This is a genomic window from Streptomyces sp. NPDC057249 (assembly GCF_042669245.1).
In the GTDB taxonomy this organism is placed as follows: Bacteria; Actinomycetota; Actinomycetes; order Streptomycetales; family Streptomycetaceae; genus Streptomyces.
Genome location: NZ_JBHUXS010000006.1, coordinates 1 through 12991 on the forward strand (window position 1 = coordinate 1; position 12991 = coordinate 12991).

13 protein-coding genes are annotated in these 12991 nt (G+C 70.2%); 5 read left to right on the forward strand and 8 right to left on the reverse strand.

Annotation, left to right across the window (positions count from 1 at the left end):
* Positions 1–322 precede the first annotated feature (322 nt).
* Positions 323–964 (reverse strand): DNA-3-methyladenine glycosylase, encoded by a 642-nt coding sequence (locus tag ACFUJY_RS12810; protein WP_383298092.1) that lies wholly within the window; start codon positions 962–964, stop codon positions 323–325.
* 73 nt (positions 965–1037) lie between these two features.
* Between ACFUJY_RS12810 and ACFUJY_RS12815 the strand changes: the two genes are divergently transcribed.
* The 3 genes from ACFUJY_RS12815 to ACFUJY_RS12825 all read left to right on the forward strand — a co-directional run bounded on the left by ACFUJY_RS12815 (position 1038) and on the right by ACFUJY_RS12825 (position 3059).
* Positions 1038–1820 (forward strand): sporulation protein, encoded by a 783-nt coding sequence (locus ACFUJY_RS12815; protein ID WP_383298094.1) that lies wholly within the window; start codon positions 1038–1040, stop codon positions 1818–1820.
* A 43-nt stretch (positions 1821–1863) separates the two neighbouring features.
* Complete coding sequence (locus ACFUJY_RS12820) at positions 1864–2403, forward strand: YbhB/YbcL family Raf kinase inhibitor-like protein (protein ID WP_383298096.1); 540 nt, start codon at positions 1864–1866, stop codon at positions 2401–2403.
* A 149-nt stretch (positions 2404–2552) separates the two neighbouring features.
* Positions 2553–3059, forward strand: coding sequence for an HNH endonuclease (locus ACFUJY_RS12825; RefSeq protein WP_073968443.1), 507 nt, complete (start codon positions 2553–2555; stop codon positions 3057–3059).
* Between the two features lie 65 nt (positions 3060–3124).
* Here ACFUJY_RS12825 and ACFUJY_RS12830 read toward each other — a convergent pair whose 3' ends face one another.
* The 4 genes from ACFUJY_RS12830 to ACFUJY_RS12845 form a co-directional block, all read right to left on the reverse strand.
* On the reverse strand, positions 3125–3892 hold the full coding sequence (locus tag ACFUJY_RS12830) for a sulfite exporter TauE/SafE family protein (RefSeq protein ID WP_383298098.1): 768 nt from the start codon (positions 3890–3892) through the stop codon (positions 3125–3127).
* Positions 3893–3954: 62 nt separating this feature from the next.
* On the reverse strand, positions 3955–4884 hold the full coding sequence (locus ACFUJY_RS12835; RefSeq protein WP_383298099.1) for an SPFH domain-containing protein: 930 nt from the start codon (positions 4882–4884) through the stop codon (positions 3955–3957).
* Positions 4885–4958: 74 nt separating this feature from the next.
* Positions 4959–5390 (reverse strand): NfeD family protein, encoded by a 432-nt coding sequence (locus ACFUJY_RS12840; protein ID WP_164401002.1) that lies wholly within the window; start codon positions 5388–5390, stop codon positions 4959–4961.
* A 58-nt stretch (positions 5391–5448) separates the two neighbouring features.
* Complete coding sequence (locus tag ACFUJY_RS12845; protein ID WP_383298101.1) at positions 5449–6246, reverse strand: ABC transporter ATP-binding protein; 798 nt, start codon at positions 6244–6246, stop codon at positions 5449–5451.
* A gap of 165 nt (positions 6247–6411) precedes the next feature.
* Between ACFUJY_RS12845 and ACFUJY_RS12850 the strand changes: the two genes are divergently transcribed.
* Positions 6412–7191, forward strand: coding sequence for a hypothetical protein (locus ACFUJY_RS12850; protein ID WP_365685903.1), 780 nt, complete (start codon positions 6412–6414; stop codon positions 7189–7191).
* 78 nt (positions 7192–7269) lie between these two features.
* Here ACFUJY_RS12850 and ACFUJY_RS12855 read toward each other — a convergent pair whose 3' ends face one another.
* Complete coding sequence (locus ACFUJY_RS12855) at positions 7270–7914, reverse strand: response regulator transcription factor (protein ID WP_073968438.1); 645 nt, start codon at positions 7912–7914, stop codon at positions 7270–7272.
* Positions 7907–9052: a GAF domain-containing sensor histidine kinase gene (locus ACFUJY_RS12860; RefSeq protein ID WP_383298104.1), complete on the reverse strand. Its 1146-nt coding sequence runs from the start codon at positions 9050–9052 to the stop codon at positions 7907–7909. Before ACFUJY_RS12860 ends, ACFUJY_RS12855 begins: the two co-directional genes overlap by 8 nt.
* A 439-nt stretch (positions 9053–9491) precedes the next feature.
* Between ACFUJY_RS12860 and ACFUJY_RS12865 the strand changes: the two genes are divergently transcribed.
* Positions 9492–10247 carry a transglycosylase SLT domain-containing protein gene (locus tag ACFUJY_RS12865; RefSeq protein ID WP_383298106.1) on the forward strand — a complete coding sequence of 252 codons (756 nt, stop codon included), beginning with the start codon at positions 9492–9494 and terminating at the stop codon, positions 10245–10247.
* A gap of 85 nt (positions 10248–10332) precedes the next feature.
* On the opposite strand, the gene ACFUJY_RS12870 is transcribed toward ACFUJY_RS12865, so the two are convergent.
* Positions 10333–12891 carry an FHA domain-containing protein gene (locus ACFUJY_RS12870; RefSeq protein WP_383298108.1) on the reverse strand — a complete coding sequence of 853 codons (2559 nt, stop codon included), beginning with the start codon at positions 12889–12891 and terminating at the stop codon, positions 10333–10335.
* Between the last annotated feature and the right edge of the window lie 100 nt (positions 12892–12991).

The following is a 12991-nucleotide window of genomic DNA, read 5'->3' on the forward strand; positions in this document are numbered from 1 at the left end:
TTCTGGGGCTTTCCTCCGGGCGCTTCCCTTCGGTCTTGCGTTTCCGACTCTATCAGACTCTTTCGTGTCCGATTCCCGGTCGAAGCGGGTCTTTCTTTTTCGCCTTTCGGCGTGTCCACTACTTTAGCGGATTCCCTCGGTTACTCATAATCGAGTCAGTGGGAACGAATTCCGGCATGCCGAAAAGCGCACCCTCTGAGGGTGAATCGTAGGTAGTGGTTGGCCGCTTCAGGTGTGTGCGGCTCTCGATCCGATGGACCGAACCAACAGCTATACCCGTGTCAAGCGACTCGGACAACATTAGGGGCCCCACCCGAGCGAGTCAAGTTGACCTGCGGCGCGGCACATGGGCGCGGTACGGGCTCACCGTGGGGTCCCCGTCGATCCAGAACCGCCACGGATGCACCGCCCCGTCCCCGCCCACTCCGGTCCGCGGACCGTTGCGCACCTGGTCACCCGGGGGCGGGGTGCCGTGGAGGACGGACAGCTCGGCGCCCTCGTGGGCGATGGCGTCGGTGCCGTCCAGCGCACGGCCGATGTCCAGGGCGGTCGCGAGGCGGGCCGGGCCTTTGGCCAGTTCTCGGTCATTGCGGGCCGAAAGTCGACGTTTACGCGTCAGCTCGGCGCCCTCGAAGATCTCGCCGGCCCGGAGCAGCACCCCACTCGCCCTGCCCTCGGGGCCGCACACCAGGTTCATGCAGTGCCACATGCCGTACGTGAAGTAGACGTACGCGTGGCCCGGCGGGCCGTACATCGCGTCGTTCCTCCGCGTCCGGCCCCGGAAGGCGTGGGAGCCCGGGTCGATCTCGCCCGCGTACGCCTCCACCTCCGTGAGGCGCAGGGCGATCGGGCCCTCCGGGGTGCTGCGGACCAGGGTGCGGCCGAGAAGGTCGGGCGCCACCTCCAGTACGGGGCGGTCGAAGAAGTCCCGCGTCAGCGGCGTACGGTCCGGACCATCGATCATGAGGTTCGAGGTTACTGGGAACCGACTACGGTCGTCGCGCGTATGTAGGGGTCAGGACCTAGGAGGAGAAAACATGGGCTTCAAGCGGCTGCTCGCGAGCATGGGTGCCGGCGGCGCCTCGGTGGAGACGGAGCTGACCGAGGTCAACGTCGTCCCCGGCGGGGTCGTCCAGGGCGAGGTGCGAATCCAGGGCGGCTCCGTCGACCAGCAGATCGAGGGGCTCTCCGTGGGCCTCCAGGCCCGGGTCGAGGTCGAGGGCCAGGACCAGGAGACCAAGCAGGACATCGAGTTCACCAAGATGCGCGTCGGCGGGGCGTTCCAGGTGCAGGCGGGGGCGGTGCACGTGGTGCCGTTCGGCCTGGAGATCCCCTGGGAGACGCCGATCACCATGTTCGCGGGCCAGCACCTGCACGGCATGAACATCGGGGTGACGACCGAGCTGGAGATCGCGCGGGCGCTGGACTCCGGCGACCTCGACCCGATCAACGTGCACCCGCTGCCGGCCCAGGAGGCCATCCTCGACGCCTTCGGCCGGCTCGGCTTCAGCTTCCGCAGCGCCGACATGGAGCGCGGCCACATCCGCGGTACGCGGCAGCGGCTGCCGTTCTACCAGGAGATCGAGTTCCACCCGCCCCAGCAGTACCGGGGTCTCAACCAGGTGGAGCTGTCGTTCGTCGCGGACGACCGCGAGATGGACGTCATCCTGGAGATGGACAAGAAGGCGGGTCTGTTCAGCGAGGGCAGCGACTCGTACCGCGCCTTCAAGGTCGGTCTGCACAACTTCCAGGAGACCGACTGGGCGGCATACCTGAACCAGTGGCTGGCGCAGGTCGGCGGTCAGCGCAACTGGCTCTAGGGTCGGAAGCGTCATCCGACAGAGCCGACAGAGAGGTGCTGACGTGACCGAGCCGAAGAGGGCGCCGCTGCCGCACGACTTCCATCCGGAGGTTCCCTCGTTCACCGTGGTGAGCGAGGACGTCGCCCCGGGTGCCGTGCTCCCGGACGCGCAGGTCTACGCGGCGGGGAACACCTCGCCGCAGCTGCGGTGGGAGGGCTTCCCGGCGGAGACGAAGAGCTTCGCGGTGACGTGCTTCGACCCCGACGCCCCCACCGGCAGCGGGTTCTGGCACTGGGTGCTCTTCGACATTCCCGCGTCGGTCACGGAGCTGCCGGCCGGCGCGGGCGGCGGGACGTTCGAAGGGCTGCCCGCCGGCGCCGTGCACGCGCGCAACGACTACGGGACCAAGGACTTCGGCGGAGCCGCCCCGCCGGCCGGGGAGAACCACCGCTACGTGTTCACGGTGTACGCGGTGGACAGCGAGAAGCTGGGCCCCGACAGCGACGCCTCGCCCGCGGTGGTCGGATTCAATCTGCGGTTCCACACCCTGGGCCGGGCCCAGCTGGTCACCGAGTACGCGGAGCCCGCCGAAAACGCCTGAGTACCAAAACGCCCGCATCCGTTTGCCCTGCCCCGGTCTTGGAGAGATCAGGGCAGGGCACTTTTTAATGCGTTGTCCATCACGGCGTGCCGGGGCCAGAGTTGATCCGGGCCTGCCAGGGGGCGGCCGGCACACGGGAGGTGGGCGGGATGCGGGACACGCTGGTACTCAACGCGAGCTTCGAGCCGCTGTCGACGGTGACGTTGAACCGCGCGGTGGTGCTGATCCTTCAGGACAAGGCCGTCGTCGAGCAGTCCCACCCCGGCCTCCGGATGCGCGGTGCCGATGTGGACATCCCGGTGCCCCGGGTGATCAGGCTCTGCCGGTACGTACGGGTGCCGTTCCGAAGACAGGCGCCGTGGTCCAGAAGGGGCGTCCTGGTCAGGGACCAGCACCGGTGCGCGTACTGCGGGAAGCGGGCCAGCACCGTCGACCACGTGGTGCCGAGGGCGCAGGGCGGGCAGGACACCTGGCTCAACACGGTGGCCTCGTGCGCGGAGGACAACCACCGCAAGGCGGACCGTACGCCGGAGCAGGCGGGGATGCCGCTGCTGCGGAAGCCCTTCGTGCCCTCCCCCGCGGAGGCGATGCTGCTGGCGCTGGGGGCCGGTGACCGGTCGGCGCTGCCGGAGTGGCTGGCGCGTAGCGCGGCGTAGCCGCCGTACGCGCGACGTCGAGGTGAGCGAGGCCCGTCTCCCCCGGGGAGGCGGGCCTCGGCCGTTCAGCGGAGCAGCAGCTGGACGATGGCGACCGTGCCGACGGTGACGATGAGGGCGCGCAGCAGGGCGGGGCTGAGGCGGCGGCCGACCTTGGCGCCGATCTGGCCGCCGATGGCGGACCCCACCGCGATCAGGAGGACGGCGGTCCAGTCGAAGTCGGCGACGAAGAGGAAGAACAGCGCGGCGATGCTGTTGACGACGGCGGCGAGGACGTTCTTGACGGCGTTGAGACGCTGCATGGTGTCGTCCACCAGCATGCCCATGAGGGAGAGGTAAATGATCCCCTGGGCGGCCGTGAAGTATCCGCCGTAGACGCTGGCGAGGGTCAGGCCGATGGAGAGCAGCGGGCCGCCGTCGGGGTGGGCGGACGCCCCGGTGCGGGCGCGCCGGTCCTGGACGGCCTTGCTGATGCGCGGTTGCAGGATGACCAGGACCAGGGCCAGGGCGACCAGGACCGGGACGATGGTCTCGAAGGCGGTGGAGGGCAGGGCCAGGAGCAGGGTGGCGCCGGTGAGGCCGCCGATGAGGGCGCCCACGGAGAGTTTGAGGACGCGGGAGCGCTGGCCTTCGAGTTCCTTGCGGTAGCCGATCGCGCCGCTGATGGAGCCGGGGATCAGGCCGAGCGCGTTGGAGACGGTGGCGGTGACCGGGGGCAGGCCGGTGGCCAGCAGGACGGGGAAGGTGATGAGTGTGCCGGAGCCGACGATCGTGTTGATCGCTCCGGCGCTGATCCCCGCGGTGAAGACGGCGAGCATCTCCCAGATGGACATGGCGTATCCCCCGTGCGTGATCGGTGCTTGCTGCACCGAATCATGCACGGGGGGTGTACACGTCAGTCGACCGGGGGTTCCTCTCGCCGTTCCTTGCCGGTGTTGAAGCCGGGGGCGCCGGTGGGGAGGTTGCCGAAGGCGCCGCTGAGGCCCTTGAGGGCGTCGCCGATCTCGCTGGGGACGATCCAGAGCTTGTTCGCGTCGCCCTCGGCGATCTTCGGCAGCATCTGGAGGTACTGGTACGAGAGCAGCTTCTGGTCCGGGTCGCCGGCGTGGATGGACTCGAAGACCGTGCGGATGGCCTGGGCCTCGCCCTCCGCGCGCAGGGCGGCGGCCTTGGCCTCACCCTCGGCGCGCAGGATCGCGGACTGCTTCTCGCCCTCGGCGGTGAGGATCGCGGACTGGCGGGTGCCCTCGGCCTGGAGGATGGCGGCGCGCTTGTCGCGATCGGCGCGCATCTGCTTCTCCATCGAGTCCTGGATGGAGGTGGGCGGCTCGATCGCCTTGAGCTCGACGCGGTTGACGCGGATGCCCCACTTGCCGGTGGCCTCGTCGAGGACGCCGCGCAGGGCCGCGTTGATCTCCTCGCGGGAGGTGAGGGTCCGTTCCAGGTCCATGCCGCCGATGATGTTGCGGAGGGTGGTGACGGTGAGCTGCTCGATGGCCTGGATGTAGCTGGCGACCTCGTACGTCGCGGCCCGGGCGTCGGTCACCTGGTAGTAGATGACGGTGTCGATGTTGACGACCAGGTTGTCCTGGGTGATGACGGGCTGCGGCGGGAAGGGCACGACCTGCTCGCGCAGGTCGATCCGGTTGCGGATCGAGTCGATGAACGGGACGACGATGTTCAGGCCCGCGTTGAGGGTGCGGGTGTACCGGCCGAAGCGTTCCACGATGGCGGCGCTGGCCTGCGGGATGACCTGGATCGTCTTGATCAGGGCGATGAAGACGAGCACCACCAGAATGATCAGGACGATGATGATCGGTTGCATCGTTTCCTCGTGCCCTTCGGTTGATGATCGTCATCGAGTCTGACAGAACGCGCCTTGGTGTGGGGGCAGTTCGGTCACATGACGATGGCCGTCGCCCCGTCGATGTCCACGACGTCGACCTGCTGGCCGGGCTCGTAGCTGAATCCGGTGTCGAATGCGCGCGCTGACCAGACCTCACCGGCCAGTTTGATGCGGCCACCGCCGCCGGTCACCCGTTCCAGGACGACGGCCTGACGGCCCTTCAGTGCGTCGATGCCGGTCGCGTGCACGGGGGCCCGGTCCGCGCGCTGCCGCCCCGCGATCACGCGCACCACGGCCGTCAGCGCCACGGAGACGATGACGAAGACCAGGACCTGGGCGACGATTCCGCCGCCGAGGGCCGCGACGACCGCGGCGGCGACGGCCCCCACGGCGAACATGCCGAACTCGGGCATCGCGGTCAGGACGAGCGGAATGCCCAGTCCCACCGCGCCGATCAGCCACCACACCCACGCGTCGATGTCCACGTGGTCATGGTAGGACCGCATGCACCCCTACGGACAGGGCGCAACCGGGCAACAACGCCTAGCCGAGCGGCAGTCCGCGGGCGGTGTAGCGGTCGCCCTGGTGCTCGACGACGAGGGGCAGGCCGAAGCAGAGGGAGAGGTTGCGGGAGGTGAGCTCGGTCTCCATGGGGCCGGCGGCGAGCACCTTGCCCTGCCGGATCATCAGGACGTGGGTGAAGCCGGGGGCGATCTCCTCGACGTGGTGGGTCACCATGATCATGGAGGGCGCGTACGGGTCGCGGGCCAGCCGGCCGAGGCGGCGGACCAGGTCCTCGCGGCCGCCGAGGTCGAGACCGGCGGCGGGCTCGTCCAGGAGGAGGAGCTCGGGGTCGGTCATCATGGCGCGGGCGATCAGCGTGCGCTTGCGCTCGCCTTCGGAGAGGGTGCCGAACTTCCGGTCGAGGTACTCGGTCATCCCGAGCCGGTCGAGGAAGGCGCGGGCGCGGTCCTCGTCCACCTTGTCGTAGTTCTCGTTCCAGGTGGCGGTCATGCCGTAGGCGGCGGTGAGCACCGTCTGGAGGACCGTCTGGCGGCGGGGCAGCTTCTCGGCCAGGGCGACGCCCGCGATGCCGATGCGGGGGCGCAGGTCGAAGACGTCGGTGCCGACGCCGCCGAGGCGCTCGCCGAGGACGCTGACGCTGCCCTTGGTGGGGAAGAGGTAGCTGGACGCGATGTTGAGCAGGGTGGTCTTGCCGGCGCCGTTGGGGCCGAGGATGACCCAGCGCTCCCCCTCCTTGACCGACCAGGAGACGTCGTCCACCAGAGCGCGTCCGTCGCGGACCACGGATACGTCCACCAGCTCCAGTACATCGCTCATGAGCGCGTTGTCTCCCCATGCAGTGTCGAGATCGTCGCGTGCCTGTGGGCACAGCTCCCAGGGAAAACCTACGCCACCGCGCGAGTACCGGCGGCGCTGGGCCCGCCGTCACGGACCCGGCCGTGACCGGCCCTGCCCCCACAAGGGGCCCCCTAAGCTGTCCGCATGCTTTCGGAACCACGTTCAGGGCTGCTGGCCGCCTGGGGGAACGCGTTGCTGGCGGGGCTCGTGTCGCCGGACGACGCGGCGCTCGCCATCGTCGGGGAGGACGCGGTGCACCGCGTCGAGGGGCTGCCGGGTGAGGCCGGTCCGGTCGGGCTGACGTTCGCGCTGGGGCGGCTGCGGGCGCTGGGGGTGAGCGGCTTCCGGGTCGCGCTGCCGGTGCCGGGGCACCCGCTGGGGCTGAGCGGTCCGGCCGATTTCAACGCCCGGGCGCTGGAGGCGGAGGAGGCGGTCGTCACCTTCGGCGCGCCGTACGGGCTGGTGCCCGAGGTGCGCGAGGCGGGCCCGGCCGGTGATGTGCACGTGGACGTGGTGTGGCACTGCCTGGCCGTCCGGGAGGCTCCGCCGGCCGACGTGCCCTCGCTGGGCGAGGCGGAACGGGAGCTGGCCGAGGCGCTGCGGGACGCGACGGCGCTGCTGACCCGGCTCGACGTGGCCGGCTCGGGGCCGGTGGCCGAGGCGGCGGTGGACGCGTACCGGGCGCGGGCGGAGCGGGGGCGCGAGGTGCTGGCCCCCGGGTACCCGCCGAGGGCGGTGAGGGTCCTTGAGCTGGCCCAGCGGGTGGGGCTGCTGATCTCGGTGGCGTACGAGAACGGGCACGGCGGTGCGGTGAGCGCGTCGGAGATGGCGGCGCGGGGCGAGGCCCTGCGGCCCGTGGAGCGGGTCGCGCGGCGGGCGCAGGTGGCGGCGTACAACGCGTACGTGGAGGAGCGGGCGCGGTAGGCGCTGTCGGGGGGCGCGGGCGCCCCGGGGCGCCCGGACCGGGCGCCCGGTCCGGGCGCGGTCTCCCGCTCGCCCGTCTCAGCCCGCCGCTCCGTGGCGGACCGCCCAGAGCGCTGCCTGGGTGCGGTCGGCCAGGTCGAGCTTCATGAGGATGTTCGAGACGTGGGTCTTGACCGTCTTCTCGGACAGGACCAGGGCCCGTGCGATCTCCCGGTTGGACCGGCCGTCGGCGATCAGGCCGAGCACTTCCCGTTCGCGTTCGGTGAGGGTGCTCCCCCGGCCGGTGCCGGTGCCCGGCTCGTCCTGGGCCAGCAGCGCCCCGGCCACCTCGGGCTGGAGCAGGACGTGTCCGGCGTGCACCGAGCGGATGGCTCCGGCCAGGGCGTCCGGGTCGACGTCCTTGTACACGTAGCCGGAGGCGCCGGCGCGCAGGGCGGGGACGACGGTCCGCTGCTCGGTGAAGCTGGTGACGATCAGCACCTTGGCCGGGTTCTCCAGCTCGCGGAGGCGGCGCAGCGCCTCGATGCCGTCGGTGCCGGGCATCTTGATGTCCATCAGTACGACGTCGGGCCGCAGCTCCTCCGTCCTGGCCACGCCCTCGGCGCCGTCGGCCGCCTCGCCGACCACCTCGATGTCGTCCTGGATCTCCAGGAACGTGCGCAGGCCGCGGCGGACGACCTGGTGGTCGTCGACGAGCAGCACCCTGATGATCCTGTCAGCCACCGGGGATCTCCATCTCGATCGTGGTGCCCTTGCCGGGCTCGGACTCGACGGTCAGGCTGCCGCCGACGCCGCTCGCCCGGTCCCGCATCGACACCAGGCCCAGGTGGCGCCCGGCCCGGCGGGTGGCGGCCGGTTCGAAGCCCCGGCCGTCGTCGGTGACGCGCAGCACCGTGGCGCCGTCGCGGCGGGCGAGGGTGACGTCGACGTGGTCCGCGTCCGCGTGGCGCAGGGCGTTGTGCAGGGCCTCCTGGGTGACCCGGAGCAGCGCTTCCTCCTGGGCGGCGGGCAGGGCCCGGACGCCGGCACCGGCGAAGGTGACCCGGGCGGTGTGGGCCCGGTCGAGGACCTGGACCTGGGTGCGGAGGGTGGCGACGAGGCCGTCCTCGTCCAGGGCGGCCGGGCGCAGCTCCACGACGGCGGCGCGCAGCTCGTCCACGGCCTCGGCGGCGAGGGCGGCGACCTGCTGGAGCTCCCCCTTGGCGCGGGCCGGGTCGCGGTCGACCAGGGCGGTGGCGGCCTGGGCGGTGAGCCGGAGCGAGAAGAGCTTCTGGCTGACCGCGTCGTGCAGCTCGTGGGCGAGGCGGGAGCGCTCCTCGGCGATGGTGAGCTCGCGGCTGCGTTCGTAGAGGCGGGCGTTGGTGAGGGCGATGGCCGCGTGCTGGGCGAGGATCGAGAGCAGTTCCTCGTCCTCGGCGGTGAATCCGCAGACGCCCTCGGGCTTGGGGCACCTCTTGTTGGCGAGGAAGAGCGCGCCGATGGTCTCGTCGCCGTCCCGGATGGGGAGGCCGAGGAAGTCGGACATGTCGGGGTGGGTGCTGGGCCAGCCCTCGAAGCGGGGGTCCTTGCGGACGTCGGCGAGGCGCTCGGTCTTCGCGCCGTGGAGCATCGCGGCGAGGATGCCGTGCTGCCGGGGCAGCGGGCCGATGGCCTTCCACTGTTCGTCGCTGACGCCGTCCACGACGAACTGGGCGAAGCCGCCGTGGTCGTCGGGGACGCCGAGGGCGGCGTACTCGGCGTCCAGGAGTTCGCGGGCCGAGGCGACGATCGTCTTCAGGACGTCCCGTACCTCCAGGTGGCGGCTCATGGCGAGCAGCGCGGCGCTGACGGCGGCGAGGCCGGAGGGCGGTCGGTGGCTCATGCGCCTCACCGTACCGGCGGGTTCCGCGCCCCGTATCGGACCGGAGGCGGCCGGGGACCGGGGCGGAGGGACTAGGACCTGCGGCGGTGGTCTGCGCCCGGGGCCGGCACGGACCCGCGAACCCCGGTCCGGAACGTCGCATTCCGCATTGCTTCGGCAACGCAGAGCGAGGCAGGCGCCTGCCCGGTGTGAGGCCGGGCATAGGGCCCAGGTCACTTACGAAGCCGCCTAGTGGAGCGAAAAGGGCGATTTGGGTGGTGATGACCTGGGAGCGAACCCGGCAAACCGCCCGCCATTCCACTACCCGGCTTCGTACGTCACACCTTTGCCACGGCATTTTGCCGCCGCTAAGAATTGAGCTCGTCCCCGACGGAGATGCGCAGTCGCTCCCGTCTTCGTCCTCCGTGAGGACCCCCCGAATTCGAAGAGGTAAGCCTGTATGTCCGCGTCCCGCTTCACCGGCCGTCTCCGTAACCTGAACAAGACCCAGAAGCTCTCCGCCGCCGGCGTCTCCGCCGTCGCCGCCGCTGCACTCTCCTTGTCCCTGGTGCCCGGTCACGCCGAGGCCGAGACCGAACCGCAGGCTCTCTCCGCCTCCCCGGTCCTCTTCGACTCCGCGCACTCCAAGCAGGCCCGGGCGATCCAGGACAGCGTCATCCAGCAGCACTCGACCGCCGAGAAGCTGGTCAAGGCCGCCGACGCCGCCAAGGCCGAGAAGGCCGCCGCGGTGAAGAAGAAGGCCGAGGCCAAGGCGGAGAAGGCCGAGAAGAAGGCCGAGCCGAAGAAGAAGGCCAAGGCCAAGTCGCACACCAAGGCCAAGTCCCACACGTCCGAGTCGCGCGCCAACCGCTCTTCCGCGCGTACGCACATGTACGCCAACAACCTGGACGGCTGGATTCGGGAGTCCCTCGACATCATGCACAAGAAGGGCATCCCGGGCACGTACGAGGGCCTGCACCGCAACATCATCCGTGAGTCCAGCGGCAACCCGAACGCCATCAACGACTGGGACATCAACGCCCAGAACGGCGTGCCGTCGATCGGTCTGCTCCAGATCATCAAGCCGACCTTCGACTACTACCACGTGCCGGGCACCCCGCACACGCAGTACGACCCGGTCGCCAACATCACCGCGTCGGCCAACTACGCCGCCGACAAGTACGGCTCGATCGACAACGTCAACAGCGCGTACTGATCCGCCGCGATCCGTAGCGCCGACGGCAGACGCCGAAGGGCGGCACCCCGCGCGGGTGCCGCCCTTCGGCGCGTGTCCGGGCCGGTTACTTGCGCATGACCTCGGGCTCGTGGCGGCGCAGCAGCCGCGCGACCGCGAAGCCGCAGACGACGCCGATGAGCAGCAGGACCGAGATGTTGATCCCCCACTGGCTCACCGAGTGCTCCCAGAGCGGGTCCAGGTCGGTGGGGTTGTTCTGGTCCCACGGCGGCATGAGGTGGGCCAGGTCCAGCGTCGAGCCGGCGCCGGCGATGGCCCAGCGGGACGGCATCAGCCAGGCGAACTGCTCCAGGCCGGGCGATCCGTACACCTGGAAGAGGATGCCGGTGAAGACGACCTGGACGATCGCGAACATGACCAGCAGCGGCATGGTCTTCTCGGCGGTCTTCACCAGCGAGGAGATGACCAGGCCGAACATCATCGAGGTGAAGCCGAGCGCGATGACCGTCAGGCACAGCTCGACGGCCGGCGGCATGATCAGGCCCTCTTCGGGCAGATCGCGGGTGGCGAAGCCGATGCCGCAGATGATGACGCCCTGGAGGGCCGTGATCAGGCCGAGGACGATCACCTTGGACATCAGGTACGCGGACCGGGAGAGGCCGGTGGCCCGTTCCCGTTCGTAGATGACGCGTTCCTTGATCAGTTCGCGTACGGAGTTGGCCGCGCCGGAGAAGCACATGCCGATCGTCAGGATCAGCATGATCGTTCCGGCGTCGCCGTTGAACTTGTGCGGCGGCTTCGGCGGGGCCAGGCCGTAGTCCGACGGGATCACCACGCTGACGATGCCGAGCACCGCGGGCAGGATCACCATCAGACCCATGAAGCCCTTGTCGGAGCCGATCACCGACAGGTAGCGGCGCATCAGCGTCCACAGCTGCGTGCCCCAGCCCTGCGGCTTCGGCGGGCGCATCTGCTGCGGCGGCGGCATGTGTACGGACTGCACGGCGGCGGCGTCGATGTCGGCGGCGTACATCTGGTAGTGCTGCGAACCCCGCCAGCGGCCCGACCAGTCGTAGTCCCGGTAGTTCTCGAACGCGGAGAACACGTCGGCCCAGGTGGTGTAGCCGAAGAAGTTGAGCGCCTCGTCCGGCGGGCCGAAGTAGGCCACGGCGCCGCCCGGCGCCATCACCAGGAGCTTGTCGCAGATGGCCAGCTCGGCCACCGAGTGCGTGACGACCAGAACGGTGCGGCCGTCGTCGGCCAGTCCGCGCAGCAGCTGCATCACGTCGCGGTCCATGCCCGGGTCGAGGCCGGAGGTCGGCTCGTCCAGGAAGATCAGCGACGGCTTGGTGAGCAGTTCGAGCGCCACGGAGACGCGCTTGCGCTGGCCGCCGGAGAGCGAGGTGACCTTCTTGTCCTTGTGGACGTCGAGCTTGAGCTCGGTCAGGACCTCGTGTATCCGGGCCTGGCGTTCGGCCTCGGTGGTGTCCGCGGGGAAGCGGAGCTTGGCCGCGTACTTCAGCGCGCGGGTGACGGTCAGTTCCTTGTGCAGGATGTCGTCCTGCGGGACCAGGCCGATGCGCTGGCGCAGTTCGGCGAACTGCTTGTAGAGGTTCCGGTTGTCGTAGAGGACGTCGCCCTGGTTGGCGGGCCGGTAGCCGGTGAGCGCCTTGAGCAGGGTGGACTTCCCCGAACCGGACGGGCCGATGACGCCGATGAGCGACTTCTCGGGGACACCGAACGAGACGTCCTTGAGGATCTGCTTGCCGCCGTCGACCGTGACCGTGAGGTGGCGGGCGGCGAAGGAGACGTCACCGGTGTCGACGAACTCTTCCAGCCGGTCGCCGACGAGCCGGAACGTCGAGTGGCCGACACCGACGGTGTCGTTCGGGCCGATGAGCGCCGAGCCGGACTTGGAGAGCGGCTGGCCGTTGACGTACGTGCCGTTGTGCGAGCCGAGGTCGCGGATCTCGAAGCGGCCGTCGGGCGTCGCGTGGAACTCGGCGTGGTGCCGGGAGACCTGGAGGTCGGAGACGACGAGATCGTTCTCCAGGGCACGGCCGATCCGCATCACCCGGCCGAGCGCCAGCTGGTGGAACGTGGTCGGGCTGCGGTCCCCGTAGACCGGCGCGGCTCCCGCCGGGCCGACGCCGGGCCCGGGCGGTGCCGGGGCCCCGCCCTGCTGCGGCACGTGCGGCTGCTGCGGCGCGGGCTGCTGCCAGCCCTGCTGCTGCGGGACGGGCTGCTGGGGTGCCGGCTGCTGGGGGGCCGGCTGCTGCCAGCCCGGTCCGCCCTGCTGGGGCTGGTGCGGCGGGGTCTGCTGCGGCTGCGCGGGGCCGGCGGCCCGGCCGCTGTAGACGTCCGCGGCGCTCAGGCTCAGGCGGGGTCCGTCGGTGGCGTTGCCCAGGTTCACGGTGGAGCCGGCCGCGATCTCCAGCTGGTGGATCCGCTGGCCGTGCACGTACGTGCCGTTGGTGCTGCCGTGGTCCTCGATGAACCAACTACGGCCGTTCCAGCTGATCGTGGCGTGCCGCCACGACACTCTGGCGTCGTCGATCGTCATGTCCCCCTGAGGGTCCCGCCCCAGGGTGTATGCCCTGGACGGATCGAGCGTCCAGGTCCTGCCATTCAATTCCAGTACGAGTTCCGGCACTCCGCGCCCCACTAGTTGTCCCCCGTGTTACCCCCGTCGCAGGGAGTCTAGGGATGCTGAACATCGTGGGGAACTATTCCAGGAGCAGTCCCGGATACGAAAGCCGGGCGGC

Excerpts from the sequence above, each read along its gene's own strand:
- ACFUJY_RS12810 (WP_383298092.1), bottom strand. The coding sequence starts at position 964 with ATGATCGATGGTCCGGACCGTACGCCGCTGACGCGGGACTTCTTCGAC.
- ACFUJY_RS12815 (WP_383298094.1), top strand. The coding sequence starts at position 1,038 with ATGGGCTTCAAGCGGCTGCTCGCGAGCATGGGTGCCGGCGGCGCCTCG.
- ACFUJY_RS12825 (WP_073968443.1), top strand. The coding sequence starts at position 2,553 with ATGCGGGACACGCTGGTACTCAACGCGAGCTTCGAGCCGCTGTCGACG.
- ACFUJY_RS12830 (WP_383298098.1), bottom strand. The coding sequence starts at position 3,892 with ATGTCCATCTGGGAGATGCTCGCCGTCTTCACCGCGGGGATCAGCGCC.
- ACFUJY_RS12835 (WP_383298099.1), bottom strand. The coding sequence starts at position 4,884 with ATGCAACCGATCATCATCGTCCTGATCATTCTGGTGGTGCTCGTCTTC.
- ACFUJY_RS12845 (WP_383298101.1), bottom strand. The coding sequence starts at position 6,246 with ATGAGCGATGTACTGGAGCTGGTGGACGTATCCGTGGTCCGCGACGGA.
- ACFUJY_RS12850 (WP_365685903.1), top strand. The coding sequence starts at position 6,412 with ATGCTTTCGGAACCACGTTCAGGGCTGCTGGCCGCCTGGGGGAACGCG.
- ACFUJY_RS12860 (WP_383298104.1), bottom strand. The coding sequence starts at position 9,052 with ATGAGCCACCGACCGCCCTCCGGCCTCGCCGCCGTCAGCGCCGCGCTG.
- ACFUJY_RS12865 (WP_383298106.1), top strand. The coding sequence starts at position 9,492 with ATGTCCGCGTCCCGCTTCACCGGCCGTCTCCGTAACCTGAACAAGACC.